General features: G+C 54.4%; 24 protein-coding genes. 15 read left to right on the top strand and 9 right to left on the bottom strand.

Annotated elements, in window-relative coordinates:
- The 3 genes from JAO77_RS23640 to JAO77_RS23650 form a co-directional block, all read left to right on the top strand.
- A partial coding sequence (locus JAO77_RS23640) for an IS3 family transposase (protein WP_198993019.1) occupies window positions 1-678 on the top strand: 678 nt, incomplete at its 5' end.
- A 903-nt stretch (window positions 679-1,581) separates the two neighbouring features.
- Window positions 1,582-2,148, top strand: a complete 567-nt coding sequence (locus JAO77_RS23645; protein ID WP_198993020.1) for a hypothetical protein — start codon at window positions 1,582-1,584, stop codon at window positions 2,146-2,148.
- Between the two features lie 185 nt (window positions 2,149-2,333).
- Entirely contained in the window at window positions 2,334-2,609 is a 276-nt protein-coding gene (locus tag JAO77_RS23650; protein ID WP_198993021.1) for a contact-dependent growth inhibition system immunity protein, read from the top strand.
- Window positions 2,610-2,704: 95 nt separating this feature from the next.
- Here JAO77_RS23650 and JAO77_RS23655 read toward each other — a convergent pair whose 3' ends face one another.
- Window positions 2,705-3,022: a hypothetical protein gene (locus tag JAO77_RS23655; protein WP_198993022.1), complete on the bottom strand. Its 318-nt coding sequence runs from the start codon at window positions 3,020-3,022 to the stop codon at window positions 2,705-2,707.
- Between the two features lie 1,053 nt (window positions 3,023-4,075).
- Between JAO77_RS23655 and JAO77_RS23660 the strand changes: the two genes are divergently transcribed.
- A complete protein-coding gene (locus JAO77_RS23660; protein WP_198993023.1) occupies window positions 4,076-5,506 on the top strand; it encodes an amidase in 1,431 nt (476 codons plus the stop codon).
- A 116-nt stretch (window positions 5,507-5,622) separates the two neighbouring features.
- Here the strand turns inward: JAO77_RS23660 and JAO77_RS23665 are convergent, their stop codons facing one another.
- Entirely contained in the window at window positions 5,623-6,186 is a 564-nt protein-coding gene (locus JAO77_RS23665; RefSeq protein ID WP_198993024.1) for a Crp/Fnr family transcriptional regulator, read from the bottom strand.
- Window positions 6,187-6,952: 766 nt separating this feature from the next.
- Here JAO77_RS23665 and JAO77_RS23670 point away from each other — a divergent pair.
- Window positions 6,953-8,107, top strand: coding sequence for a replication initiation protein (locus JAO77_RS23670; protein ID WP_198993025.1), 1,155 nt, complete (start codon window positions 6,953-6,955; stop codon window positions 8,105-8,107).
- Between the two features lie 138 nt (window positions 8,108-8,245).
- On the opposite strand, the gene JAO77_RS23675 is transcribed toward JAO77_RS23670, so the two are convergent.
- Both JAO77_RS23675 and JAO77_RS23680 read right to left on the bottom strand, forming a co-directional pair.
- Window positions 8,246-8,572, bottom strand: a complete 327-nt coding sequence (locus tag JAO77_RS23675) for a hypothetical protein (RefSeq protein WP_198993026.1) — start codon at window positions 8,570-8,572, stop codon at window positions 8,246-8,248.
- 5 nt (window positions 8,573-8,577) lie between these two features.
- Complete coding sequence (locus tag JAO77_RS23680; protein ID WP_198993027.1) at window positions 8,578-9,219, bottom strand: AAA family ATPase; 642 nt, start codon at window positions 9,217-9,219, stop codon at window positions 8,578-8,580.
- Window positions 9,220-9,509: 290 nt separating this feature from the next.
- Here JAO77_RS23680 and JAO77_RS23685 point away from each other — a divergent pair, with 290 nt between their 5' ends.
- The 3 genes from JAO77_RS23685 (at window position 9,510) to JAO77_RS24695 (ending at window position 12,256) form a co-directional block, all read left to right on the top strand.
- On the top strand, window positions 9,510-9,926 hold the full coding sequence (locus tag JAO77_RS23685; RefSeq protein WP_198993028.1) for a hypothetical protein: 417 nt from the start codon (window positions 9,510-9,512) through the stop codon (window positions 9,924-9,926).
- 155 nt (window positions 9,927-10,081) lie between these two features.
- The gene (locus tag JAO77_RS23690) at window positions 10,082-11,575 is read left to right on the top strand and encodes an IS1182 family transposase (protein WP_198993029.1); all 1,494 of its coding nucleotides are present in this window, start codon (window positions 10,082-10,084) and stop codon (window positions 11,573-11,575) included.
- A gap of 249 nt (window positions 11,576-11,824) precedes the next feature.
- Entirely contained in the window at window positions 11,825-12,256 is a 432-nt protein-coding gene (locus JAO77_RS24695) for a DUF433 domain-containing protein (protein WP_198993030.1), read from the top strand.
- A 160-nt stretch (window positions 12,257-12,416) separates the two neighbouring features.
- On the opposite strand, the gene JAO77_RS23700 is transcribed toward JAO77_RS24695, so the two are convergent.
- Complete coding sequence (locus tag JAO77_RS23700) at window positions 12,417-12,869, bottom strand: hypothetical protein (RefSeq protein ID WP_198993031.1); 453 nt, start codon at window positions 12,867-12,869, stop codon at window positions 12,417-12,419.
- A 639-nt stretch (window positions 12,870-13,508) separates the two neighbouring features.
- Between JAO77_RS23700 and JAO77_RS23705 the strand changes: the two genes are divergently transcribed.
- The 6 genes from JAO77_RS23705 to JAO77_RS23730 all read left to right on the top strand — a co-directional run bounded on the left by JAO77_RS23705 (window position 13,509) and on the right by JAO77_RS23730 (window position 20,231).
- Entirely contained in the window at window positions 13,509-14,591 is a 1,083-nt protein-coding gene (locus JAO77_RS23705; protein ID WP_198993032.1) for a DegT/DnrJ/EryC1/StrS family aminotransferase, read from the top strand.
- A gap of 85 nt (window positions 14,592-14,676) precedes the next feature.
- The gene (locus tag JAO77_RS23710; RefSeq protein ID WP_198993033.1) at window positions 14,677-16,140 is read left to right on the top strand and encodes a lipopolysaccharide biosynthesis protein; all 1,464 of its coding nucleotides are present in this window, start codon (window positions 14,677-14,679) and stop codon (window positions 16,138-16,140) included.
- Window positions 16,141-16,196: 56 nt separating this feature from the next.
- Window positions 16,197-16,907, top strand: coding sequence for a WbqC family protein (locus JAO77_RS23715; protein WP_198993034.1), 711 nt, complete (start codon window positions 16,197-16,199; stop codon window positions 16,905-16,907).
- Window positions 16,904-17,557, top strand: coding sequence for an LbetaH domain-containing protein (locus tag JAO77_RS23720; RefSeq protein WP_198993035.1), 654 nt, complete (start codon window positions 16,904-16,906; stop codon window positions 17,555-17,557). The genes JAO77_RS23715 and JAO77_RS23720 overlap by 4 nt, the downstream gene beginning before the upstream one ends.
- Entirely contained in the window at window positions 17,547-18,530 is a 984-nt protein-coding gene (locus JAO77_RS23725) for a glycosyltransferase family 2 protein (protein WP_198993036.1), read from the top strand. The genes JAO77_RS23720 and JAO77_RS23725 overlap by 11 nt, the downstream gene beginning before the upstream one ends.
- A 429-nt stretch (window positions 18,531-18,959) precedes the next feature.
- Window positions 18,960-20,231: an erythromycin esterase family protein gene (locus JAO77_RS23730; protein ID WP_198993037.1), complete on the top strand. Its 1,272-nt coding sequence runs from the start codon at window positions 18,960-18,962 to the stop codon at window positions 20,229-20,231.
- 418 nt (window positions 20,232-20,649) lie between these two features.
- Here the strand turns inward: JAO77_RS23730 and JAO77_RS23735 are convergent, their stop codons facing one another.
- Window positions 20,650-20,838: a hypothetical protein gene (locus JAO77_RS23735; protein ID WP_198993038.1), complete on the bottom strand. Its 189-nt coding sequence runs from the start codon at window positions 20,836-20,838 to the stop codon at window positions 20,650-20,652.
- Window positions 20,839-21,500: 662 nt separating this feature from the next.
- On the opposite strand from JAO77_RS23735, the gene JAO77_RS23740 reads away from it, so the two are divergent.
- Window positions 21,501-22,148 (top strand): hypothetical protein, encoded by a 648-nt coding sequence (locus JAO77_RS23740; RefSeq protein WP_198993039.1) that lies wholly within the window; start codon window positions 21,501-21,503, stop codon window positions 22,146-22,148.
- Between the two features lie 278 nt (window positions 22,149-22,426).
- On the opposite strand, the gene JAO77_RS23745 is transcribed toward JAO77_RS23740, so the two are convergent.
- From JAO77_RS23745 to JAO77_RS23755, 3 genes are all read right to left on the bottom strand, one after another.
- Window positions 22,427-23,890 carry a DUF3526 domain-containing protein gene (locus JAO77_RS23745; protein WP_198993040.1) on the bottom strand — a complete coding sequence of 488 codons (1,464 nt, stop codon included), beginning with the start codon at window positions 23,888-23,890 and terminating at the stop codon, window positions 22,427-22,429.
- 62 nt (window positions 23,891-23,952) lie between these two features.
- Complete coding sequence (locus JAO77_RS23750; protein WP_198993041.1) at window positions 23,953-25,350, bottom strand: DUF2705 family protein; 1,398 nt, start codon at window positions 25,348-25,350, stop codon at window positions 23,953-23,955.
- Window positions 25,351-26,058, bottom strand: a complete 708-nt coding sequence (locus JAO77_RS23755) for an ABC transporter ATP-binding protein (protein WP_198993042.1) — start codon at window positions 26,056-26,058, stop codon at window positions 25,351-25,353.
- Between the last annotated feature and the right edge of the window lie 15 nt (window positions 26,059-26,073).

Raw genomic sequence — 26,073 nt, forward strand, 5'->3', positions numbered from 1 at the left:
CGGGCAGAATTGCGCGCCGCAGGCCACGCCGTCGGGCGCTATGCGTTGCGCACTTGGCTATGCCGCCGTGGCCTGCGGGCGCTGAGCACGCGACCGCACCGTCCCCGCACTACCCTAGCCGACCCCGCAGCCGTCGTAGCCGAAAACCTGCTCCTGGGCCAGCCTGCGACTACCGCCCCCAATCAGGTCTGGGTGGGGGATATCACCTACCTGCCTCTGCTGGGCGGGCGCTGGTGCTATCTGGCGACCTGGCGTGATACCTGTTCGCGGCGCGTAGTCGGCTGGCACCTCGACCAGCCGATGCCCACCGAGCTGGTGCTCACGGCCCTGGAGCAGGCCCTGACGCTACGCCAGCCGGCTCCTGGCCTGATTATCCACGCCGACCGTGGCAGTCAATACACCAGCTTGGCGTGCCGGAAGCGCATTGAAAAAGCCCAGGCACTGGCCAGCTTTAGCCGGCCGGGCAATCCCTATGATAATGCCCAGGCCGAGGCCGGCTGGAGCACACTCAAAATCGAATTGCTACCCCACGGCGGCGCGTTTGCCAGCCTCGAAGAGGCTCAATTGGAGGTGGCCTACTACCTCGACGCCTACTTCAACCTCGACCGCCGCCACTCCGCCCTGGGCTATCGCTCCCCGCACCAATTCGAACGCGACTGCCTAACCAGCTTATCTTAGCTCACTGTCCGTTTTTACTGGACCACCCCATACACACCCCCCACATAATCGACCCTCCTTTAACCTACCCTAGGTCAATAGCTAATGGTAGTCAATCCCCCTACCTCTTTATTTTCGCAGTCGATGAGGACTACGGCTCTTATAGGCTGGCTAGTATTTCTCTGCTTTGGCATATGCGCTTTTCAATCTTCTCCTTGGGCGCGCGTTTCGCTTAAACTAGCGGGAACTGATCTAGATGACCGAGCTTCTGTGTTGCTTCCGTTCACTATCATACAAGCGGATAGCTCTTCCTCAAGCAAAGAGCTTGTAGCTAGAGACTCCGCTGGCTTCTATTCAGTTAGAACTTGGAACGTAATGGCAGGCGATGGGCTACACGACAGTCACCGCGAAAAGATATACGCCGAGTGTCTCCAACAAGTGGTAGGCCAAGGCGGCACGTTACAGAACCGTTTGCCTCTGACAGTTGACGGGTACAGAGGGATTGATTTCGTAGTTAATGACAGTCCAGTTGGCGCGAAGTCAGGCCACCTGTACTACGGGCGTTGCGTGGTAAGCGAGTACAAGGCTTATTTGCTCATTTTTCTTTCCTCCGATAGAAACCAACCTAGAAGCACGCAAGCCAAAACTTTTTTTGACTCCCTCACCCTGCGCTAAAGACGGTAAGGGGCTAGTCTGAGCTCGACCGGACATTCGTTCTGAGAGGCAGCAACGCCCCTTTGCTGCTCATTCTTTATATAAGCAGCTATAGTCGAGTTTGTCACGTTTTCTAAACATTCGTTTAAGAAATGTGACAAGCTCCAGAGGAAGCGTTGAATGCAGGTACCCACTGGGTCCTTTTCGCAGACAGCGAATGCTGAGCTTATGATTCGACTGAGCATATGCTGAAAAGCTGTTTCTTGCTGTATGAAACCTTTCGTTTTGCTGTTTTTAGCATTGCTGGCCGTTGCAGGCTGCACCTCGTCGAACCATCCAGCGTCAGAGTTGTCAGCGGTAAGTCAAGCCCCAGTTACCACGCCCGTGCTCCGGCGCACCTACTGGCCGCTGGACCATACTATCGACCGGTACGATACCTTGCTACCAGGGCGCGAACGCTATCGCGTACGGGTAGTTACAACCTGCCTCAACGATAGCGCGGTGGTCGATTCCATCACGGAAGATGCTGGCCCAGCACTAGCTATCTCGCACAATTACCAGAGTGACCTTACGATTGCTCAGGGCCAACAGCTGTGGGCACACGCGCAACTAACCAAAACGCTCTTCAAAGACAATCCAGTAGCCCAAGAGCTTGGTCCTGTGCAGGAATGGGCACTCTCGCGTACCGCTTTTAGGCGGCATCAGCAGGGCCAATTCGTGTTTTACACCCGGTTAGGCATTCCTGATTCGGACATATTCATGGAAGCAGAAGTTGCCCTCTCGCCGCCGAATAGATTGCGTTTGCTAAATGTTCACCAACCAATACAGGAAGAATAAACTAGGATTTTGGGGGCAGTTGAGACTTGCGACTATTCACCCTCTGACCTAGAAAAAGTCACTTAACATAAAATTTCTTCTCGGACACGCCTTGGAATCAGTGCGGTTTTACTCATCTGCGCAACTGACTATCAACGTGGTACTTTTATGAGTTATAAGCGTCACTAACTATTCTCTTCAAAAGCATGAGCTTTGTAGAAAAATATCCTAGACTGTGGAATTTCTTTGCAGCTTACTTCCCTGATGCTGATTTAGATAATCTAACTGATGAGGTTGTCGTGGCTGAATACAAATCGGAGATACAAGAGAGTGCTTTACAGCAAGTAGTAGCAGAATTGGATAAGCTGATAGTCGATACTTCGTGCTGGGAGCAAGCAGCTGATGACGCAAACCGCTATTTTGCTACTCAAGAGGAAAACTTAGCTTGGTTACGAATGGTCAGAAGAGAACTAGCAGGTTAGTACCGGCTATAGTATCTCGCTTTTTACATTCTACAAACCACCGTTTACAACACGTAAAAGGGCTTCTCGGACAAGTCTGGAAATCGGTGCGGTTTTCATATATCGGATAGAATACCTGCTAGACCAAGCGTAGCTGCGCATTCCTGAACCCAGGTGAGGACACCAGCTTCCTGACTTGCGGTGGCCGTATGTAGGAGCACATAGATTTCTCGTTCGGACACTATTAGCAAGAAGTCTTCGTCCCACGCTATTGGCCCTGAAGCTGCATAGGCATAGCTCAGTCGATAGCCGCTGGCTTGTTGTTCTACCTGCACTAAAAACCAACGGGGAGCGAGTTGCAAGTGATGGGTGAGTTCCTCTAATTGAGGCAGCTTTAATGGTGTTGTAAAGACGAAACCATATTCATATCCCATGACTACATATATACGGTATTGCCGAGTTTATAACATTAATTAAACCCACGTTCAATTAACGTTATAAACTCGACTGTCACGTTGGGCGAGGCTCGTTTAGAAAATGTGACAAACACCAAATCCGTTCTGCATTCAACATTCATTGGCAGAATGCGCGCAACGGGAGTACGATGGAGGGGCGCCTGTAACGGCTCATTTCAGGGCTCTTATCAACCGCAGGCACATGAAAAACCACGTACTGGCGCACACTTTCCTTCCACCGGTTGAGCAGCGCTGGCGACAGGGACTGTGCCGCTTGGTGGAGCGTCACGCCAGTAATGGCCTGAATGTGTCCACTGCTGTCAACCTGGCAAGCCAATTTAATAAATCCCCTTCCTCTTTGACAAAGCGCTGCCTGCTCCGAGGCCGAGAAGGCCTTTCGCCTGGCCTTAACCAAAGCGAGGGGGTCGGCTAGACGAACTTCATCTGGGTCTGCATAGGGCGTAGTAGCCGTTGTTTGTCCACGGGTGCGTTGCCAGCTACCCAGCACCCAGCAGAAAGTAAGGAGGACAGTGGCCAATCGCATATTGTGAAAGATTGGGATAGACAGCTGCAGCACGCTCGGCAAAATACTAGGTTAGCCACCAGCCGCGTCGAAAAGTTAAAGTCCATTGGAAGGCCGGTTTTGCCACTTTACTTAAACGCACCTCCCTAAAACGTCTTTTCCTGTAAGTTTTAGGAAGGTGACGCTCGTTTTCAACGCGTGGCAAGCTGTCTCTAATAACAATGAGCAGTAGTACGCTTGCTGGCCCACTACGTCAGGCTTCGCGTCGACTGTGGTCTCGATTGTGTACTCGGTCACTGTTGGCTTAGCAGTGTCCGCGGGATATGCTGCCAAAGACGGCGGTAGCCTGCTAGGGCCGCGTAGGATCCACAAAAAAGGGTGATAAATGTCACGGCCAAATTGTGTCAGCTGACGCCGTTTCTCGGCAGCAGGGCTGCCCAATTTTGCCTCGGCAACCAGGACCTCCCACGGTGGGAACGAGGGCTGCCGCAACCCTAACAACTCACCCCATGCAAGCTGCCGCCAACAGTCCCAACCAGCCCCTCTACTACCAGGATGCCACAGCGCTGGCCGCCCTCATCCGCACCAAGCAGGTAACGCCCCGCGAAGTGGTGCAGGCGCACCTTGACCGTATCAGCGCCGTCAACCCCGCGCTCAACGCCCTCGTGACCCTGCTAGCCGACGAGGCCTTGCAAGCGGCCGACGCGGCCGGCCAAGCCGTGATGCGCGGCGCAGCCCTCGGACCCCTGCACGGCGTACCCTTCACGGCGAAGGACTCCATCGACACCGCCCAAGTACTCACGCAGCGTGGCTCGCCCATCTTCCGCGGCCGCACCCCCGACACGGATGCGACCAGCGTAGCCCGCCTGAAACAAGCGGGCGCTATTCTACTAGCCAAGACCAACCTGCCGGAGTTCTCCTACTCTACCGAAACCGATAACTTACTCACTGGCCGCTCTAATAACCCTTGGAATTTAGCGCGCACGCCCGGAGGGTCGAGCGGCGGCGAGTCGGCGGCCATTGCCGGGGGGCTCTCGCCGCTCGGGCTCGGTACTGACCTAGCCATCTCGGTGCGCGGGCCAGCCGCCAATACCGGCATTATCGGCTTCAAACCCACCCACGGGCGCATCCCCATGACGGGTATTTGGCCCCGCGTGCCGCGCCGCAACTGGCACGTGGGCCCGATGGCGCGCAGCGTGCGCGACGTGGCCCTGGCGTATTCGCTGCTGGCCGGGCCCGACGGACTGGACGGCTTCGCCATTCTCCCGCCCCACTTCGATACGGGGGTAGGTGCGACCCCCAACCGGCCCCTGCGCGTAGGCTGGCTGGTAGCGCCGGGCTTTGGACCCATTGACGCGGAGGTAGCCGCTACCGTGCAGGCCGCAGCCGAGGCCCTGCACGGCGCCGGTTGCCTCGTGGAGCCGGTGCGCATTCCGGCCCTCGAGCAGGAGCATCCGCTGGACCTGTTTAATCAACTGCACGTGATGGAGCTAAAGCCAGCCTTTGCCGAAGCCACGGCGGGCCACGAAGCCGAGATGTTCGCCATTTCGAAGGCCATGCTAGGTACCCCCGACACGGCTCTGCAGGCTTACATCTTGGCCGAGCAAGCCGCCGAGCGGCTGCGCGATGGCTTCGCTGCCTACTTCCAGCGCTACGACGCGCTGCTGTGCCCCGTGCTGCCCCTGCCGGCCCATGCGCACGGGCTGTCCGAGCTGGTCATCAACGGGCAGACCGTGCCCGCGACCTACATTCAGAACGCGACCGTACCGCTTAACGTGACCGGGCTGCCAGGCTTGTCTATCCGCTTCGGCACCAGCCACGACGGGCTGCCCATCGGCGTGCAACTGGTCGGCAACTGGTGGGCCGAATCGACCGTGCTGCACCTGGCGACGCTGCTGGAGTCGGTGAGCCCGGTGCGCGACCTGCACCCCACGCTCTAAGCTAGCTCAACGCGTGGCGCGCGTGGTCCTGCGGCTCACAATAGGCTGTAAGCCAGCCACAAAAACCCTCCTAGGTTATCTAGGAGGGTTTTTGTGGCTAAGGCCCCCTTAGCATCCTACCGCCGCAAACGGCTCAGCGTCTCGCGCGACATACCCAGGTAGGAGGCGACCATGTGCAAGGGAACGCGGTTGAATACCAAGGGATAGGTCTGCTGAAACTCCAAATATTTGGCCTCGGCCGGCGAGCTGATAAGCGAGAAAATGCGGCGCTGGCCGGCTTCAAAGCTGCGGGAAAGCAGTTGATCAGAAAACGCTTTCAGGGCCGGTATCTCGTGCATGAGTTCTTCCCAGACTGGTTTCGTCCACGTGATGACAGTGGTAGCCGCTAGCGCTTCCATATTGTACACCGAGGGCGTTTCGGTGCGGTAGCTTTCCTGGTCCATCAGCCACCAGTTCTCGACGGCAAACCTGAGGGTATGGTCGGTGCCATCCTCACTGAACCGATAGAGTCGGCAGCAGCCGCTGGCAATAAAGCAGTGGAGCCGCCAGATTTCCCCTTCGTGCAGCAAAGATTGCCATTTGCGCAACTTCCGCACGACGCTACGGGCACGCAGCAGGTCTATTTCTGCCTCGGTAAGAGCCGCCTGCTGGCGGATGTAGTGAGCAAATACCTCAAACATAAACGTAAAAAGAGAGCAGCAGCGAGCAGGCCATAGAATAGCTCAACCGGCTTGGCTAATTCAAGCGCTAGATGGGCTCAAATGCCACCGATACTAGGTAGTTTATAATAGCACAAGGGCCATAAAACACGCTAAATACTATTATATACTAGTTGATTAGCAGTTAGTTAGCGGCCCAAATAGCCGGGAATGTACTCTTCAGTAGCGCCATGGTAGCCGCCGCTACATTTTCGCCTGGTTTGGCCTTCGTTTCGAGGTAGCGTAGAATGATATGGTCGTGATTGCTCGCCTTTGTGGTTGTGTCACCCCCTTTTTGTAGTCGTATCACATAGCTAAAAATCGTCGAAAACAGCCACTATTGAACGCATAAGGGATTTTTCTCCATAATGCGACTACAAAAAGGGGGCGTGCCCCCAGGTGGTAGACTACTCAACGTACCCTGCTCTTTCCCAAACCTTTGAAATCAAAACTCCTAAAATAAACTAGCTGTTTATTTTCTTTATAAACTTTACTAGTTTACGGGTGTCATAACTAATTGATTTTCAAATATTAACGAGGCCATACGACTACAAAAAGGGGGCGACACGACTACAAAAAGGGGGCCATACGACTACAAAAAGGGGGCGACACGACTACAAAAAGGGGGCGAAAGCATGGTGATGCGACTACAAAAAGGGGGTATCACGACTACAAAAATAAAAACTTGTAGTCGTATCGATTATTTGCACCTATTTTTGGGTATCCTTACCGATAGCCCGACTTTTTTGTGGAAACAACTCCAACAATATCTGCCAATCCGCTGGTCGTGCAGCACAATGCGTTAGTCAATGCCAAGTTTGACTTGAACACGCACGAAGCCCGGCTATTTCTCGCGCTACTAGCGCGGCTGCAACGCACAGATTCAACATTCAGCAAGTGTCAGCTGCTGGTACGTGAGATTGTGCCAAATACCGGCAGCAACAATGTGTATGACCAGGTACGACGGATGCTGAAAGACTTCGCTAGTCGCACACTGACTATCGAGAAGCTGAGTGCCGACGGCCGCCCGCTAAAGAAACCTAGTTTTACAGTCATTCCTCTGCTAGCTTATGCGACCTACCTAGAAGGGGAAGGTATGATTGAAGCGCAATTCAATGACCTGCTCCTACCCTACTTGCTGGAGCTGCGTGACAACTTCACCAAGGCCCAGCTAGCGGAGTTGTTAAAACTGAAAAGCGCTAGTTCCTATCGCATTTATTGGTTGCTACGTGAGTATGGCGCTTTTGGGAAGCGCACTATCCGCCTTGATGAGCTAAAAGCCATACTGGGACTGGACAAGGAGTACGACCGGTTTAACAACTTTCGCGCTCGCATACTTGACCGCGCTCAGGCAGAACTGGCCGCCACCGATTTGCCATTCACCTACGAAGCCATCAAGCAAGGTCGAGAGGTAGTAGAAATCAAATTTTCGTTTAAGCCTGTTTCAACGAGCCAGCCTGCCACTGCATCAAGCAACGACTATAGCGAGTGGGAAGCCGCGGTATTGGGGGTCGGAGTGTCTGCGGCTAGTTTACCGCTTATCCAAGCCCGCTTAGCTGCAGGCGACTATGACCTCGGCTACGTGCGCTATGTCTTGGATACTGTGAAAAGTCAGGTTCGGACGGGAAAAATTAAGAAGGAAGGTGGGGCTGTATTCAAAGCACTGACGGATGGCTATTTGCTACCAGAGTATCAGCAGAAGCTCAACGCTAGCACTACTAAGAAGAAAGTCAATCCTGCTTTAACTGCTCAGCGTAAAAAGCTCCTGAGTGAACTCGAAGATGCTCAAAACAGCCTGAAATTTGTTCAAACAGCTGTCATATATAATGACGATACTAGGCCAGTAGCCCTAGCTGAAGTACAAGCAAAAATTAATCAGCTACAGGAACAATTATCCGCTTAGCTAGCAGAATTATATACAAACAAACAGCACCCTCTTTTGCACGTGGTTTTACACCTTAAAATAAGTGTAAAACCACGTGCAAAAGAGGGTGCTGTTTGTTTGTGTAATTGGGTGTTAAAACGAACCTATTTATAGGTGCTAAACTGCACCTACTTTATATTTCTTCTGCTCTCGCTCTAGTTTCTCCGCAATCGCTTCTAGCAGCCAATCTTGAGTAGATATGCCAAGCTTAGGGCTGGTCGGTTTTCGAGGGCGCTTAGCTCGTACTTCATCTATACTCACTAAGGTGTCTGCCGGAATTTTGATGTTGAAATTCTTGAGTTGAACTGCATCAGGAGCACTTGAAGCTACTGAGGAGCTGCCTCGATTTATGATAGCATCTATTTTCTTTTCGTCTAGCTTGCTGCGAGTAGACGGCTCCGGCGCACTAGCCGCAGGTTTACGGGGTGGGGGAGAGACAGCCATATTGTTTACTTCGTAATGTGGTGAAACAATGCTTCCAACTCTGCCACTGCTTTCTCATCGTGCGGCAGGGCTTCAAAGACGGATAGCCCTTTGCTAGCAGCTGTCGCAAATGCCTTGCGATTGACCACTGAAAAATCTACGTAATTCAGTTCTGCGTTTTCACGTAGCACCTCCGTGGCTTCCCCGTTGTCTTGGCCGCGGGTATCTGCCTTATTCAGAAAAGAGTAAATCTTCAGAGGGGTAAGACGCCCCGGCTGGACCTCATTCAGCAAAGCCAACACCTTGGATAGGGTCCAGATTTCGTAGCTTCTAGGAGCGAAGGGTAGCAGGTACACATCCGACACAAACAGTGCTGCTCGTTGGCTTGCCGTATCTCGCCCACCTGTATCAATAACAATGTGGTCGTACTTGGGGCGGAGCTGTTCAATTTGGCGGCGCACTGCCCCCCCAGTCAGTTGCACCAAGGTGTAGCCCAATTCTCCTTTGTGGGTTTCGTCGCGCCAAGCAGTGAAATCAGAAGCCGATTCCTGTTCATCAGCATCGACTAGTAGAATATCAGCTCCCTGCTTTGAAAGCCAGACAGCTAGGTTTGTAGAGATAGTTGTTTTACCAGTACCGCCCTTAATGCCGCCTACGGTGAAAATCATGTGCTTAGCTTTTAGGTTGAGGTGCAAATCTAGGTGTAAAATTGCAACTAAATACTCACCTAGTAATAAGTGATATTATACACCTAGTACTAGGTGGGTATTACTCTTTATATTTAAGGCCTATTAGGCCTCTGATTCAACTTTTAGTCTGCGTGAATACACGTCTAAGATGTGAAATAATTGACTAAATTTTCTGACACGTACATGGCAACGTGCAAGGGCTAGCTGAGTAAATTCAACGCTGATATACAATTTTTACGGAGGACTTTTAAGTTGCTTCCTCCTACCATATGAAGCTTCCTCATCTTAGCCGTCGTGTCGAGCTCGATAGCGGTATGGCCGTGCTACTCTACAATGCGTTCAACACTATTTATCAAGAACTATTATACCGTGACATCGACCAGCAGCGCTGGACCACTCCTGAAGCGTTAAGCCTGAAACCCTTGGCCAAGCTCACCCAACGGCTGCAAGCTTTAGCCTTAATGGACTTGCAGCCCCGCTCCGGGAAGCATAAGCCGCATCGCCTGCGTATCGCCTTTGATGAAATGACCACCATCCGCCTCTACTACGTGCGGCTACTGGCCACTTTAGAGGACAACTCTCACGACCAGCTGTTATTAGCCGGTGCCTTAGGGCGCTTTCACCAGCAGAGTACTTCCCTCGAAACGCAGATTCACCTGATGCCTGCTAGTGGCTACCGACAGTAATTGTAAAACAGTTGAAGGCTAGCCTACAAGAAAGGGTATACAAAAGGTCCCGTAAAATTGACCAGTATAGGTCGCTAAGGCTGTAGAGATAAGTCTCCAAGAAACGGTCGTGTCTGTTGCAGAAGTAGGTGATTAGCCGGTGGTATCTTGGGTGTATGCAAGGCCACAAGCAGTTCCCCGACCGCGTCGTGCTGCGCTTTCGCTTGTCCGAGCGCGTGCCCCGCCACAATCTGTATCGCCGATTAGCCGAGTTACTCGACTGGTCGTTTCTCTACGAGCAGACGCGGGACATCTACAGCCACACGGGCCAGCCCTCGCTCGACCCCGTCGTGTTCTTTAAGCTGGTGCTGGTGGGCCGCCTGGAAAACCTGGTCAGTGACCGGCGCCTGGTTGAGCATTGTGCCTTGCGCTTGGACATCTTGTACTTCTTAGGTTACGACCTTGACGAGGAGCTACCCTGGCACTCCACCATCAGCCGCACGCGCCAGCTCTATCCGGCGGCCGTGTTTGAATACCTCTTTGATCAGGTGTTTGCCCAGTGCCTGGCCGCGGGCCTGGTGGTAGGTCAGACGCAGGCCATCGATTCCGCCCCCGTCAAGGCCAATGCCTCGCTCGAGAGTCTGCGCCCCAAGCAGTCCACGCCCGCTTTACGGGTCGTGGACGAGCGCCCGGCGGCGCCGCTACCCGCAGCCGCGCCGGCCACACCGGCGCACGAGTTGCGGCGCGTGGCCACGCGCCAAGCCAAGCAGCAACGGGGCGGGGGCGGCCTAGGTGCCCAGCATGCCAAGGCCCAACTCTTAAGCAACAAGACCCACACCAGTGGCAGTGACCCCGACGCGCGTATCTCGGTCAAACCCGGCAAGGCGCGGGCCCTGAACTATCTCTGCAGTCTGGCCGTGGACACGGCCACGGGCCTGATTAGTCACGTGCAGGCCGACTTGGCCGATAGCCGCGACAGCGTCCACTTGCCCCGCCTAGTCGCGCAGTTGCAGACGCGCTTGACGAAGCAGCACGTCCCGCTGCGCGAAGTGCTGGCTGATACCGGCTACTCGAACGGCTTCAACTACGCCTTTCTCGAACAACGCGGCATCACGCCTTGGATTCCGGTTTTTGGCAAGTACAAACCAGTAATAGAAGGCTTTACGTATGAGTCAGATAAGAACGCCTATCGCTGCCCGGCCGGCAAGCTGCTGCCTTTCCGCAACTACTGCACGAGTCAGGACGGGAGTTGGCTCAAGAACTATCGAGCCGAGTATCGCGACTGCCAAGTCTGCCCGCTCAAACCCACTTGCGTGCCCTCAGCCACGCAAAAGAAGCTCGTGCGCTCGCCCTATGATGCGGCTTACTTGCGCGCCTGGCAGCGTCAGCAGAGTCGAGCGGGGCAACGCCGACGCCGCGTGCGCCAGGGCACGGTAGAACCAGTCTTTGGCAATCTGCTCCACCACTATGGCCTGCGTCGGGTCAACACCAAGGGGCAAGCAGCCGCCCATAAGGCAATGGTGCTGAGTGCGGTGGCCTACAATCTCAAAAAGCTCCTCAAGTATCAGTCCACCCGGGTGCGAAGCATGGCCCTGGCCTGCCCAGCAGACCGCCACCAGCGGCTTCAGGGGGCCTTTTTGGGGCTTTTTGGCCGCTGGCTAGCGCCGTAAAACCTCCGCGGCTGGGTACACCCGAAGTAGCGCAGAGTTCTGCAACAGACACGGTCCTTTTTTGGAGGGCAAGAGAATCTATCGGCCTGTGGCTTTTCAAAAAATGAGCGTTTCTTTTGTGTAAGTAACGAACTGCCTCTCGCTTCTGGCTTCTGGCTCTTCGCTGTTTCTACTGCCTGCCCTGCCCCGACGTAGGCAGGGTTCCAAAAAGAGCGCCCGTGTGACGAACGCAATAACAGCCGTTATGCCATGGAATACATAGCAAGAATCCCGCTTCTTTGCGGGGGCGCTCCTACCATTCCCAATAGGCGAACAACCGTATATGATGTCGTTTCTTACCTCAAGTTGGACGGCGGTTACCAGCACTACGCGCACGAGTTCGACATACCCTTGGACGTAATCAAAGCGGCCCTGACGTACTGCTCTCTCCGACGCTGTATCCCGGAAAAAACAAGTCAAAACACGTATTGCGCCGGCTGCCTGCTGCGTAGCCAAGTGGAAGACATGAGCTACCTGGATAACTTAGAAGAGATCGTGCTTAAAGACGGCGGTATAATGACCAAATACGAAGGCGGGATATTTTTTGGAACGAAGGAACAATTTATCCAAGAGGAGACGGGGGTTGCGGGTTGGAAAATGGCAGAAGAGTTGCTAGTTGCTTATCCAGAATTAAGGAGCTAATCCTGCGCATTTCCCTCTGCGCGCTTGTACAGAAAAACAGTCGTTTAATTGTACAGCCTCGATGCACTTGGAAAAGTGTACCCGCTCCTAGAAAACGTCGGTTCTTGAAGTCCTTTCAAAGAGGACTTTTCGAATACCTTTCTAATCATAAAACGGAAAGTTATTCCACTAGCTGTACCCGCTTCTGTTGGTATCGGCTCGGCACATAGATGCGCAAGGCTTTTTTGTGGTCAAACTCATGTTCCAAGACCAGCAGCTTCGGTGTAAGGGCTACCACTTTTAAGGTGTCATGCCAATAAATCAAAGTGCTGTCGCAGAGCTGAAACTGGTCTGGATTGTAGCGCACGTCGGAGTTGGAGCCCCGGTCCACGACAGTAATCGAATCCGTGTTCAGATAATGGACCACCTGCCCTTTCGCGCCGAAGTAGTCGCAGCGATACGACAAGTGGGGCTGCCCGTATCGGGTGGGGTAAGAGCCGTTGAGGCGGCCGTAGATATCGATGGAGTACACCTCATCCCAATACTTGCCGCGCCCATAGTTTGTTAAGTCGGCCTCGCGTAGCGTCGGTGCGGGGTGGCAACCCCCTGAGAGCAGACTGAGCGTAGGTAACACAAGCAAAAGAGGACGCATTGAATTCAGCTAATTAGCAGAGCGAATATAGACGAGGGCTCCCCGGGAATAGTGCTGGCATTCCGCAGTGCTTTTCCGGGTTAGGAAAACAGTGATTTGACTCAACATCCTAGGTGAACTGAGAGGGGGTTCAAAAAGTAGGGCGCGGGGCGCATGGCTCAGAAAGCCCTTCCAAGATGCCCTAATGAGCTAGAAAGGAGGTAGCCGGTGGCTCGTTTAGGTGCGTCCAAAAGGAGGGCCTTTCCGAGCCAATTAGGAGTATGTTATATTATTTTTTTAATATTATACTAAGCTTTAATGTATATTATATTATTTATATACAGTGCTTTGAAGTTGAAAAATGAAATGCTTTGAATTTCCGTCTAAGCAACCTTAACAGCATTATAACAGTAAAATAGTTTAATAATACAAGGAAAAAATATAAACAAAAAAATACAAATATTTAGTACTACTTCAATAATATCACCTTATGGCCGTTGGATAAGCATAGCTATAACCCTTAACAGGTAACTAGGAACGGTAGCGCTGCTGCGGTAGAAGGCAAGTAATAATAGAAAACAACCTACTGATTTCTATTTGCCCTTCACCTGAATCCGACTTGCTTGTCGATAAACTCAATACATGATAAATGTTACAAAACCTTTTCTACCGCCCCAAGACGAATACAACCAGTACCTACAGGGAATTTGGTCAAGGATATGGCTTACCAATAATGGACCCTTGGTCAATGAATTAGAGCTCACACTAAAAAACTATTTTGGCGTACCTCATCTGTTCTATGTAACGAATGGGACCATTGCGCTACAACTAGCAATCAAAGTATTAGGGCTGCAAGGGGAGATTATCACCACGCCGTTTTCTTTTATTGCCACAACGAGCAGTATTGTATGGGAGGGCTGTACTCCCGTCTTTGTTGATATAGACCCAGCTACGTACAACATTGACCCTGCGCTGATTGAAGCGGCTATTACGCCCCAAACCAGTGCTATTTTGGCTACCCATGTTTTTGGTAATCCCTGTGCTGCGAGAGAAATAGCGGCAATAGCTGCTAAGCATAAGTTGCGCGTCATTTACGATGCGGCCCACGCCTTCGGCACCAGCTACCAAGGACGCTCGGTGTTGCACCAGGGCGATATCAGCACGCTGAGCTTTCACTCGACCAAGCTATTTCATACTATTGAGGGTGGGGCACTCATCACCCACGACGCGGACCTGGCCAATAAGATTGCGCATATGCGGAATTTTGGCTTTCATGGCCCCGATACCTTCCAGGGAGTGGGCATTAATGGCAAGAACAGCGAGTTTCACGCCGCCATGGGCTTATGCAACCTCAGGTACGTCGGGCAAATTCTGGACCGGCGGCAGCAGCTTTCCGAAACCTACCACCACATGCTTAAGTCCTTGCGTATAGGCACGCCCTTTCTGCACCCGAGCGCTGGCTTCAATTATGCCTACTACCCGGTTTTGTTTGAAAGCGAAGCCGTGCTCTTGAAGATGGTCAAGGCCTTGCACGGCGTGTATGTCTACCCTAGGCGGTACTTCTACCCCTCGCTGGAAACGTTAAGCTACGTACAGCCAGGGCAGCAGATGACTGTTTCTGCCGATATCGCCTCCCGGGTATTGTGCCTTCCCTTGTACCACGATTTGTCTATGGAGGAGGTGAAAATGATTTGTCGGGCTATCCTTCGCGCCGAACGGTATTGAGCACCGCCGACCCCGCTCGGCGGGAACTGGCTAGGCCGATTCTCCCGCTGCCTTTACTTGTTTGTGGCGTACTTGCTGCGGAGCTATGAAGGAAAATACCTTAAAAGACCGGGCGGCCGTAAGCTTGGTGTGGTTGACGGGAGAGCGCTTCGGCAACCTACTCAGCGATTTTTTGATTTCAGTTTTTCTGGCTCGCATTCTGGGACCTAGTGAGTTCGGCCTGATAGCAATGGTGGCGGTCTTTATCGCCTTGCTTCAGCCGTTCACGGATGCGGGCCTAGGTAGCGCCCTGCTACGGAAGAAAGAGGCTACGCCCGAGGATTACAACACGGTGTTCTGGAGCAATCTGGGCTTGTCCATGGCGGCCTACGCTATCGTCTTTATCGGGGCGCCGCTGGTTGCCCAGTTTTACAAAGAGCCGCTCCTGACCGACATTATCCGGGTGCTGGGCATCAGCCTCGTGCTCAACTCCCTGAACGTCGTGCAGACCATCCGCCTAACGAAGCTGCTGGATTTTCGCACCATTAGCCTGCGTTCGCTGGTGAGCAATGTTCTCTCCGGCGCTATCGGGTTGTACCTCGCCTACCTAGGGTGGAGCTACTGGGCGCTGGTAGTGCGGCAGTTGCTCAATGCCATCATCACCAACGTGCTCTATTGGGCGACCCGCTCCTGGTTTCCTTCGCTCACGTTCTCAAGTGCTTCGTTCAAAGATTTTTTTGGGTTCGGCTCGAAGCTGCTGCTATCTAGCCTGCTCGATACGGGGTTTCGCAATATCTACCCCTTGCTGATTGGCAAGTTCTACTCCGCTTCTGCCCTAGGTTTCTACAACCGGGCGGCAAACCTGAGGGACATTCCGCAGACCTTGGTGGCGCAGGTAACGGGCCGGGTATCTTACCCCGTTTTGATTGAGCTGCAAGACGACCCACCTCGCTTGGCGCAGGCTTACCAGCGCCTGATGCAGTTGGTGTCGTTTGCCTACTTCCCGCTCCTGATGGGGTTGATGGGGCTGAGCAAGAGCATCGTGCTGGTGCTACTCACCGACAAGTGGGCTAGCGTGATTCCCTTGCTGCAAGGCCTAACGTTTGTGGGTTTGCTGTACCCCATTCATACCCTGAACCTGAATATTCTCACGCTGAAAAAGCGGTCTGACCTGTTTCTCATCTTGGAAGTAATCAAAAAAGCGTTGGTCGTAGTAAGCCTGCTGCTCACGTACCGCTGGGGAGTCATGGGCCTGATTTATGGGCAGATTGCGCAGTCTTGCCTGGCGCTGGTAATTAATGCCCACTACTCCCAACAGTTTATTGGCTACGGCTTTGTGCAGCAGCTGCGGGACATCTTGCCCAATTTCTGCACGGCGTTGGGCATGGGGTTATTCGTGCTGTGGGGCAGCGAGCAGCTACACGTCTTCACCTGGTGGAGCCTGCTGCTGTGGTGCTTCGCGGGCGGGGCCACTTACCTGCTGCTGGCAGCGCTCTTCAATCGAAAAAACCTGCTTTACCTATACGACTTCTCCAGGGAGAAATACCTCGCCATGCGCATGGCAAACTAATGGCTTCTGCCTTGTCGGAACGCATTAGTACCAAGCCTACCTAGCCAACGTAGCCTATGAAAATCGCCATCATGCAGCCGTATTTATTTCCCTACATCGGGTATTTCCAGCTGGTGGCGGCGGCCGATTTATTCGTGCTGTATGATGATGTGAACTACATCAAAAAAGGCTGGATTAACCGTAACCGCATCCTTCTGCAAGGCGCCGAGCACGTCTTTACGCTCCCCTGCCTTGACGTCAGCCAGAACAAGCTGATTAACGAAGTACTGGTGGACTGGTCAAGTAAAGAGCTGCGGAAAGTGCGCACGACGCTGGAGACAGCTTACCGAAAAGCGCCTTTTTTTGAGCAGGTATATCCGCTGGTGCAAAGCGTACTGGAGCTTAGCGGCCCCGCCACCATCGCGGAAGTGGCTGCTCAAAGTATCCGGGCCGTATGCGCCTACTTAGGTATCGCCACGCCATTGGTTACCAGCTCACAGCGGCCCTACCAGAATGCCCACTTCAGCAAAGGAGCCCGTCTAGTAGACATAGTGCAGCAAGAAGGCGGCGACCAATACCTGAATGCCATAGGCGGCGAAGCGCTATACACCAAAGACTTCTTTGCCCAGCACGACATCGCGCTTCATTTCGTGAAGCCCCTGTCTATTCAGTATGCGCAACCCCTGTCGAGTAAGGAATTTGTGCCCTGGCTCTCCATCATCGATGTCCTGATGAACAACAAAAAAGAGGATATCACAACGTTTTTACTAGCCTACCAACTCTTATGAAGAACGTGCTAATACTAGGGGGGCAGGGCAATGCCTCTGTCATCGGGAATGCCATGCTCGATGCGGCCCAGCGGGGCAGCCAAGAATACCGGTTTTGCGGCTACGTGAACGACCGGGATAATTGCGAGGAAATAGAAGGCTACCCCGTCAAAGGTGGGCTGCAAGACATTCCGAGGCTACTAGACGAAGGCTACTACTTCCTCAATACGATTTATAAGATAGACGGGCAGCGGGAGCGGATTGCGCTCTTCGACTCCCTGGCCATCCCCGACGACCGGTTGGCCACGTTTGTGCACCCTACCGCGTACATAGCCGCCCATGTAGACCTAGGGCCTGGGTGCGTGGTAATGCCGCATGCCATCATTTCTACCAACGTGAAGCTGGGTAAGTGCACCCGGGTGATGATTGGGGCCATTATCAGCCACAATTGCACCATTGGGGCGCATACATTCGTAGCCGCCGGCTCTTGCTCAGGCTCTAACTTACAAGTAGGCGAGGGAGTGCACATTAGTATGAATGCCACCGTGCGAGAGTTTCTTACTATCGGCAACTACGCTACCCTAGCAATGGGTAGCGTGCTGCTCAAGGACGTGGGCGAACTGGAAGTTTGGGCAGGTAACCCCGCTAAAATGCTACGCCATGCGCAGTAAGGAGCCGCTGGTAAGCGTGCGGGTCATCACCTACAACCATGAGCGCTTTCTCCGGGATTGCCTAGATGGTATCATGTCCCAAGAGACTTCTTTCCCGTTCGAAGTAGTGATTGGAGAAGACTGTAGCACCGACGGTACCCGTTTGATTTGCCAGGAGTTCCAGGCGCGCTATCCCGACCAAATTAGGTTGCTGCTACACGCACAAAACGTAGGTGCCCAGACTAATGCTCGCCTGGCCCGCGAGGCCTGCGTCGGTAAGTACATCGCGTTCTGCGAGGGCGATGACTATTGGACCGACCCGTCGAAGCTCCAACAGCAGGTAGATTTTCTGGAGGCACATCCGGCGTACGTACTCTGCTTTCATAACTGCTGGATGAAGTTTGAGCAGGACCCTAGCAAGGCGATGGAGCTGTTTCAGACCTATACCAAGACCGACTATGCCATTCCGGACTTGATTGGGAAATGGCTTATTCCGACCGCTTCGGTTGTGTTCCGTAATCAGCTACTCACCGAGTATCCCGAGTGGCTCCGCAATGCGGTAGTGGGCGACACTCCTTTCTTTATCTTGCTGGCGTCGTTTGGCCAGCTGAAGCTATTGCCGGGCGTTATGGCCGTATACCGCCGGCACGATAGCGGCGCCACCACCCTATTGCACGGGTACCGGTACTGGGAGCGAATGGTTGAATTGTACACCGCCATTAACAAGCACTTTAACTACCAATATAGCAAGGAAATAAACCCCATTCTAAAGTGGTTTCATTACCACCTTACCCAATTATCGTTGCAGGATGGCGATTACCCGAAGTACCGTTTGTACTCCCAACGCTGCCTGCGTTTCACTAAAGAACTGCTGGTTGGGTATCACCACCTTGGCTTGTTCCACTACCGCTATGCGGTGCTCTATCTTACTGCCAAGAGCCCGTTACTTTTCAACGCGCGCACCCAGTGGCAAGCCAAAACAAAGATCCTGTAGGGCGATGCCTCTCTTTTAGTAGAAAAGCTGCCTAGATAAACTGGTAGGTATTTTAAGCTAGAACTATACGCGACTAGTTGCAGCTTACTAAAACTTAGTACACCGTGTCTATAAGGACCACCTGTCTCTACGTGCTATTGTATGAAGGCAAGCAACCGCATCTAGCTTATCCTAGTTGTCCCTCTTCATTTTATCCCTTTACATAACTATGCTTATATCCCTACTCTTGAAATAAGTGCGGTTTTGGCTTGCATGGAAGAGTAACGCATGTTAGTACTTAACTAGTAGCTAGGCTATTAATTATCTCTTGTCGGCAACCGCTAGGCCACCTTTTTATTTCCTAGCTAGACAACGCTTGTGGCCCGCCCTGCATCTATCGGCTACTTTCCCACTCCTGCTGAGCCAGACAGGTGCTTTTTTCGTAGCCCCATGCGCAGAAGCCACGCCCCAAACGGACGCCCAACTACCCCAACCAGCCAGCTAGCCCACAGCTGGATAACCTTGCTGCTCTTGCTGGCTTTTAATCAGCTACGCGCCCAGGCACCAGCCGATATTGCCCGCCTCAACCAGCAGCTTACCCCGCTGACGGCGGTGCGGGCTGGCAGCGGGTTTGCCGACCTGGCCCCGCTGGCCGCTGTGGTGGCGCCCGCGCGGGTAGTAGGCTTGGGCGAATGCACGCACGGCACGCACGAAGTCTTTCAGCTCAAGCACCGGCTGCTGGAATACTTGGTCACGCAGCAGGGCTTCACCACGTTCGCCCTCGAAGTCGATTACGGGTACGCTGAAATCCTCAACGAGTACATTCAGACAGGGGAAGGTGACTCGCTCACGGTGCATAAGGCAGTGGGCTTTGACATCTGGAATACCACCGAATTTTGGGACATGGTGCAGTGGATGCGGGCCTACAATCAGCAGCACGCCGCCAAAATCCGCTACGTGGGCATTGATATGCAAAACCCCGAGCCCAACCTGCTCCGTCTCGAGCACTTCGCCACCCAGCGGGCCGATACCGTGTTAGGGCGGCGCGTGCGGGATCTGCGCGCTACTTACGCCGCCCTCAATAAGGCGTCGCCGGCTACTAAACTGCGCCTCGTGCGCCTCTCGGACGAATTGGTGCAGCACCTGCAAGCGGTGACAGCCCCCGCGGCGCTGCAGCAGCACGGGCAGGTACTGCGGCAGCGGGCCGAGCTGAGAGCAGAAACGCGCGACCAGGCGATGGCTACCAACGTCACCTGGCTGCTTGGGCAAGAGCCGGCGGCCAAAATCGTGTTGTGGGCGCACAATACCCACATACGGCGCGATGGGGACCAACCGCAAATGGGATGGTTCTTGTCCAAGCAGCTAGGGCCGGCCTACGTAGCCGTGGGCTTCGCCACCGGCCACGGCACGGCCCGCGTCCTAAACCCGGACGGGTCGGCCTGGGCCCTCGTGCTGGCGCCCCCCACTTCCAACGCCTTCGAGGCGTGGCTCGACCAGGCAACGCCACCCAACTACTTTCTCAACCTACGCAGCGCCGCCGCTACCAGCAAGTGGCTGACCAAGCGCCAGAAGTTTCGGTTTATTGGGGCAGCGGGACCGGTTGGCGGCGCGAATAGGGAGTTTTTGTGGCACGCACCCCTCTCCCAAGCGTTCGATGCCCTGTTTTACCTGCACGAGACCTCCGCAGCGCAGTCCTACCAGGCGGCGCACCCGACCCGGTAGCATAAGCACTACTGCCATTTTACGTGTTAGAAACCACGGACTATAACACGTAAAAAGGCTGGTGACAGCTTTTTCCCTTACCCGAGCGCCGCATACCGGGTAGTCTTGGCCACTTTCAGTATGTCAGCTTATCGATTCAGCTTAAAAGCTGGGAGGATAGCGCTTTCTCGCTCATAGCACTCGACCGCGCCTACACATAAGCGCTGGGGTAAGCGCGTCCCAAGCTGTATGTGGCACACCTGGGCTGATCCCTTGTTGCTACTTGCTTTAAAGTAGAGCGCGTTATGACGCACTTGATAGGGTAACTCATGGGGCATACCTACCACATATTGCGCGATAGGCACGTGCTGCGCATTGAGAAAGAGCAGGCGGCTGTGACCATGGTTAAGGAGCGCCGCTTGGACCAGGTAAGATTCTGCTAAGACGTAATAACGCAGGTGCCCCCCTGGTCCGTAATGCGCCCTAACAGCTGCTGGTCGGAGTCGCGGCTCGTGCACTGCTGCGCGCGAGGTGCGGGCAGGTGGTAGCTCCCCAACAGGGTGCTTAGCCTTTGCCCAGAGAGGAGTAGCGCTTGGGTAGCCAGTAAGAAGGGGACAAGTTGGGGCATAAGGCCTTATAAAGTTAAGAGCTACTGCTAGGAAGTGGCTGCAAGTACGAGGAAGTACTATAGGCTAGCAAAGCGTGCATGGGAGTATCCCACTTTATTTGCTACTGCTTAAGGCAAGAGGAGCCAGCACGCAACCTAATCACTCACTTGTGCTCACAAGTGAATGATTAGGGGCCTTTTGCTATTCGAATACGCTCTTATTGGTGTTGAAAAGTAATTAAAAGGACTATCTACTAAACATAAAAAAACGTTATCGGACTATTTTTAAAAGACGGATTGTTTCACCGTGAAGCCAGCATTCTTTTTAAGCTTAGCTTTCGCAAATAGACTGTTTTGACAGGCTTTGTACGGCCTACTCTCTCCTTACTTACCATCTCTTCGCTGATGCTTAACTGGCGGTCGCTTCTCTTTGGTGGATTCGTGCTGAGTTCCTGTGGCCAGCAGCAAAAACAAGTACCACAAGCTGTCTCCCCCAACCTGCTTCACCGTGGGCGCATCAGCTCGTGTATCTACCGACCGGGTCTGACTCTGGCGTGTTTGATTTATTGCCGGTCAACGGGGATACCTTAATCGCCGTGAAGTGGCAGGGCGGGCTAGCGGTGACGACTGATGCGGGCAAGCATTGAAAAGGGCTACACGACCAGGGCCAAAGCCCTGATTTTTTGTACCTCAAGTACCTGACTATCGACCAGCATCATGTCTTGTGGGAATTAGACAGCTGGCCGGGTATCCATGAGCCCGCTTATTCACTACTGGCCTATTCCACTGATATCGGCGAGACGTGGACCCGACAAGAGTTTGACACCCATACTTTTTTCCCCTATGAATTCTACTCTCGTCCTGGCCAAGCGCTGCAAGTGGTCACTTACGATGGGAAAGTACACCAAATGCAGGACCGGGTAGGCAAAAAGTGGAAGCTTATCCAAGCGATAGCTGAGCTAGACAATTCGGTGAATGATACCACCTATGACGACTCTTACTTCGCTGGCGCTCGCTTTAAGTTCTTAAAAACAGGCAAGTTGTTCTCTCAGGCGGGAAAGGGATGGCAGCCGGTTGCCACTGCGGGGTTCCTGAATCAACTGGATGACGTTTGCGCCTGCCAGGGAAGCACGTACCTAACGGGTCAGAACAGCGCAGCTGATCCACCTATTCATTATGTGGTACGCATCGCAAAAGGGCGAGTACAGGATACGGTTCGGACACAGGAGGAACAACAGCACCTGCGTTGTGATAGCAAAGGCCGGCGCTGGCTATTTAGCTACAGAGGCATTTGGAAGCAGGCCGGGCAGCAGCTTCAGAAACGCTATTAAAAGCACGTGACCTAATCGCAAGTTCACAATCCTTAAACGAACCTTCAAGGACTGTGAAAGCTCAAGCCCTTTCAGTGTGCAGGAACTCGACTAGCTTCTGGATTCACACAGCAATTGCGACGACAAGGGGGATTATTGGACTGAATGAGGTTGTATATCATTGCATTAGAGTGCAAAAGTGGCGCAGAATGCAATTAGTAGATTAATTTATACTCCTGCTTTTCGCTTGCTCCGCTAAGATAAATAATCGCAGTAGAATATTAATAGCTGATTGTCTTCTAGCGGCTAGCGTAAAGCAGTTGCCGGTAGCCTGAAAGTCCGAGCCCCAGCACTACGCCGACGTAGAGGGCCCACGATTGCCCTAGGTGCAGCCAAGTATAGTCAGCGTATACCTGAGGCCGAAACTGCGGGATGGCCTGAGCATCGGCCACCGTGAAGGTGCGGAATGTGCTTTCCAAGGCCATCTTGGGGTAAAAGAACTGCTGGGTACGTAGGCGAAATGCGTCTACGTCGCGGCTGAACTCATTGTACTGGTGCCAGTGGGTGCCAGCCAGCGCAGCCAGCGTCTCTTGCAAGAGTAGGGCGGGGCTCAGCAACTGGAGCCGCCGGATGGCGGCTTGCTGCTTTTCAATCTGGCCGTAGAGCTTGTCCTCCGCCACGCGGGTTGCTTGGTCCTTTATTATTTGACTTTTAGAAACGATGACGCCGTAGCCATACACCATGCCCGGTGTGACGATGGACGCCTGCCGAATGAGCGTGCGCGGGTTGTTGAACACCTCCTTGGTGAGCAGTTGGCCGTCCTTCTCGAAGTAGCGGTTGGTGGCGTCGCGCTCGGCCGTGGTGAGCGCAATGCGGCTCGGAATAGGGTAGGTGCGGCTCAGGCCGGTTTGCAGCAGGTTGGGCACCAGCAGGCCCAGCAGTAGCCACAAGAATATCAGGCTCATGGCATTGAGGTTAGAGCTGAGCGAGAAGCTGTTGACCAAGAACGCCAGCGCAAACCAGAACGCGAAATACAGCGATACAAACGCCACCACCCACCACCAGTTGGCGCTGGCCAGGAAGCTCGGCCCAATCAGCAGCGTCAACAGGGGCACCACGACCGCCCAGAAAAACGCCGTGAATAGCCCAAAGCGAATGAGCAACCGCCCCAGCAGCAGCCGGGCAATCGACTGGTTGCTTGTCTTGAGCAGCACCCAGGTGCCCTGCTCTTTCTCGGCCGACAGCAAATTGTAAGTGAACACAATGATGAGCAGAGGCAGCAGATACACCACCACAAACGAGAAATCGAACGGCCCCACGAATTGCAGGAAGCTATTGTCAATCTCGCTTTCGTGCACCAGGTACTGCTTGCGGGTGATGTACACCTTATAATAAAACGGCTGCACACCGCTCTGGCCCGTGGCCAGCGCTTGCAGGGCGAACGGTTGCTTCACAGCGTACTGCGCGCCCTCGTTGCGGGCCGTGTTATAAGCAAACGTAGGGTCGTCCCAGATAAAGCCGGGGTAGCGCATACCGTGGGCCTCGATGCGCCGGATGCGGGCCGTGAGGCTATCCTGAGTTTCTAATTGGTGGGCCCGGATGCGGCCCATGGTGCGCTGCTGCTGCCCCAGCAGGCTGCTGCCAATCCAGAGCGCGCCCACCAGCAGCACGAATAAGATGGAAAAGAGCGTAACCAGCACCCGGTTACGGTATAAGGAAGTGATTTCGTGCCGAAACAGCACCCGAAACAGGGAAGCCTGCATGGTAAAATACGGTAAGGGCGGGGCCAACAGAGCCCGGCCGTGAGAAGAAGCGCCGGGTGGACCTAGGCCCACAGGCGGCGATAAGCCAACGCGGCCAGGGCCCCAGCGGCCACCAGCCAGCCCAGCAGAATGGCCAGCGGCGCGGCGGCATTGGCCAGGCGCCAGCCTAGGTCGGGCGCCGCGTAGGCAAACTGCGGCACGGTCTTCCAGAAGTTGTTGCTGGCCACCGTGTTCTTCTGGTAAAAGGCATCGACTACCACGCCCACCCGGCGGCGGTGCGCCTCGGCTTGCTGAGCAAAGTCGTTGTGGGTGTTCATGTCGGTGGCCGTGAGGTGCAGCGAGAAATCGCGGAACGCTAGGAAGGGCGAGAGCACAGCGCTGGCTAGCACTAGTTGGTTTTGGCGGGCCTCGTTGCGCTCGATGGCCGCGTAGGCCCGGTCCATCACGTGGCCGTCGGTTTCTTCAAAGTACTCGATGGTGATGGGGATGTAGAAAACCGGCAGGTCTTCCAGGCGCTTGACGTGGTACTGGGCCAGGGTGCGTTGTTCGAGCAGCGCCCGGCGGTAGTCCTTGGTGCCCTCGTTGCCGACCCCGTATTCCTTGTCGCGAAACGTTTGGTCGTCGAACTCCACTGCCGTAATGGACGGGTGGGCGCGCCGCGCTAGCTCGCTGGCTAGCCTAGGTACCAGAAACACGCCCACCAGCCAGAAGCCCGCCAGCACCACCAGCGCCAGCGCCGAGCTGCGCGCCAGCAGCGACACGGCTACGCCTAGCACCGTAAGTAACAGCGCGTAGAGCAGTAGCCCACCCACGTAGCAGCCGTAGGCCGGCAGCAGGCGACCTAGCCCGGCCAGTCCGTGTTGGATTAGCAGCAGAGCCAGCGCCCCGAGCGTTAGCACCGCTACTAGCGCGCCCACCAGCAGCCCGCAGGCCAGCAGCTTGCCCGCAAACAGCTGCCGGGCGCTTACCCGCGTGCTGAGCACCATCTTAATGGTACCGTTTTCCCACTCCTTGGCGAAGATGCTGTGCGTCAGCAAAAAGATAAACAGCGGCAAGATGAATTGCGCAAAGTAGCCCACGTTCAGAAAGCCGAAGCTGCGCAGGCCGGTAGCATCGCTCACTTCCCGAAACTTGACCACACCGCGCTGGTGCGGCTCCAAGTAAAACGAGTTGCCGGTGTAGTCTTCCAACCCGTTATCGACCAGGGCCAGGTCGGCGGTGGGCTTGTAAGCGTAGAAGCCGAAGTGCGCGCCTAGGTGCGGGTTCTTGTCACCCTGCGAGATAAACTGCTTGTAGGTAGTTTGTTGCGACTCGCGCAAAAACGCGCTGCGGGTGGTCGAGTACGCATAGCCATTATAGAGGGCCAGGCCCAGCAGCGCGGCCAGGCCCAGCAGCAGCCACGTGACCTTGGTGGTCCGCAGCAGCTCGGTCAGCTCTTTTCTGACAATAAGCTGAATCATCTAGGCGAGTTGGTTGACGGTGGTGAGGTAGCGGTCGGTGAGCTCGGCGTAGGATACGGCCTCCGAGCGCAGCTCCTGCTGCAAGCGACCCTGGTGCATGATGCCGATGCGATGACCTAGGTTCTTGGCCATCAGCAGGTCGTGGGTCGCGATGAGTGTGCTTACGCCCTGACTGCTGAGGCGCGTGATAACCTGCGCAAACTCGTTGCTGGCGTGTGGGTCGAGGCCCGAAGTGGGCTCATCCAAAAACAGCGCCTTGGCCTGCTTGGCTAGGGCAATGGCAATGCCCACCTTCTGGCGCATGCCCTTCGAGTAGCCACCCACGCGCTGGTCGAGGGCACTGGCTTGCAAGCCAGCCGTTTGGGTGAAGTCCGCAAGCTCGGCCCGCGAGTAAGCGTAGCCCGATAAGCCGCTGAAAAAGGCCAGGTTTTCTAGCCCCGTCAGTGTAGGGTAGAGGTTCACCACTTCGGGAATGTAGGCCACCAGGTTGCGGGTGGCGTGGTTGTTCACCGACACTTCGAGTCCGTCAATGAGGGCCCGCCCGCTGGTGGCGGGCAAAAAGCCCAGGAAGATGTTGATGGTGGTCGATTTGCCGGCCCCGTTGGAGCCCAGCAGGCAGTACACCTCCCCGCTCCGGATGTCCAAATCGAGGCTATCCAGGGCTAGGTGCGCGCCGAAGCGCTTGGTGAGTTTTTCGGCTTTTAGCATGCAGTCAATCAAAAA

Source organism: Hymenobacter sp. BT559 (assembly GCF_016427535.1).
GTDB lineage: Bacteria > Bacteroidota > Bacteroidia > Cytophagales > Hymenobacteraceae > Hymenobacter.

Coding starts and splice junctions, on each gene's coding strand:
- JAO77_RS23645 (WP_198993020.1), top strand. CDS start 1,582: ATGAAACCTTTCGTTTTGCTGTTTTTAGCATTGCTGGCCGTTGCAGGC.
- JAO77_RS23650 (WP_198993021.1), top strand. CDS start 2,334: ATGAGCTTTGTAGAAAAATATCCTAGACTGTGGAATTTCTTTGCAGCT.
- JAO77_RS23655 (WP_198993022.1), bottom strand. CDS start 3,022: ATGGGATATGAATATGGTTTCGTCTTTACAACACCATTAAAGCTGCCT.
- JAO77_RS23660 (WP_198993023.1), top strand. CDS start 4,076: ATGCAAGCTGCCGCCAACAGTCCCAACCAGCCCCTCTACTACCAGGAT.
- JAO77_RS23665 (WP_198993024.1), bottom strand. CDS start 6,186: ATGTTTGAGGTATTTGCTCACTACATCCGCCAGCAGGCGGCTCTTACC.
- JAO77_RS23675 (WP_198993026.1), bottom strand. CDS start 8,572: ATGGCTGTCTCTCCCCCACCCCGTAAACCTGCGGCTAGTGCGCCGGAG.
- JAO77_RS23680 (WP_198993027.1), bottom strand. CDS start 9,219: ATGATTTTCACCGTAGGCGGCATTAAGGGCGGTACTGGTAAAACAACT.
- JAO77_RS23685 (WP_198993028.1), top strand. CDS start 9,510: ATGAAGCTTCCTCATCTTAGCCGTCGTGTCGAGCTCGATAGCGGTATG.
- JAO77_RS23690 (WP_198993029.1), top strand. CDS start 10,082: ATGCAAGGCCACAAGCAGTTCCCCGACCGCGTCGTGCTGCGCTTTCGC.
- JAO77_RS24695 (WP_198993030.1), top strand. CDS start 11,825: ATGGAATACATAGCAAGAATCCCGCTTCTTTGCGGGGGCGCTCCTACC.
- JAO77_RS23705 (WP_198993032.1), top strand. CDS start 13,509: ATGATAAATGTTACAAAACCTTTTCTACCGCCCCAAGACGAATACAAC.
- JAO77_RS23710 (WP_198993033.1), top strand. CDS start 14,677: ATGAAGGAAAATACCTTAAAAGACCGGGCGGCCGTAAGCTTGGTGTGG.
- JAO77_RS23715 (WP_198993034.1), top strand. CDS start 16,197: ATGAAAATCGCCATCATGCAGCCGTATTTATTTCCCTACATCGGGTAT.
- JAO77_RS23720 (WP_198993035.1), top strand. CDS start 16,904: ATGAAGAACGTGCTAATACTAGGGGGGCAGGGCAATGCCTCTGTCATC.
- JAO77_RS23725 (WP_198993036.1), top strand. CDS start 17,547: ATGCGCAGTAAGGAGCCGCTGGTAAGCGTGCGGGTCATCACCTACAAC.
- JAO77_RS23730 (WP_198993037.1), top strand. CDS start 18,960: ATGCGCAGAAGCCACGCCCCAAACGGACGCCCAACTACCCCAACCAGC.
- JAO77_RS23735 (WP_198993038.1), bottom strand. CDS start 20,838: ATGCCCCAACTTGTCCCCTTCTTACTGGCTACCCAAGCGCTACTCCTC.
- JAO77_RS23745 (WP_198993040.1), bottom strand. CDS start 23,890: ATGCAGGCTTCCCTGTTTCGGGTGCTGTTTCGGCACGAAATCACTTCC.
- JAO77_RS23750 (WP_198993041.1), bottom strand. CDS start 25,350: ATGATTCAGCTTATTGTCAGAAAAGAGCTGACCGAGCTGCTGCGGACC.
- JAO77_RS23755 (WP_198993042.1), bottom strand. CDS start 26,058: ATGCTAAAAGCCGAAAAACTCACCAAGCGCTTCGGCGCGCACCTAGCC.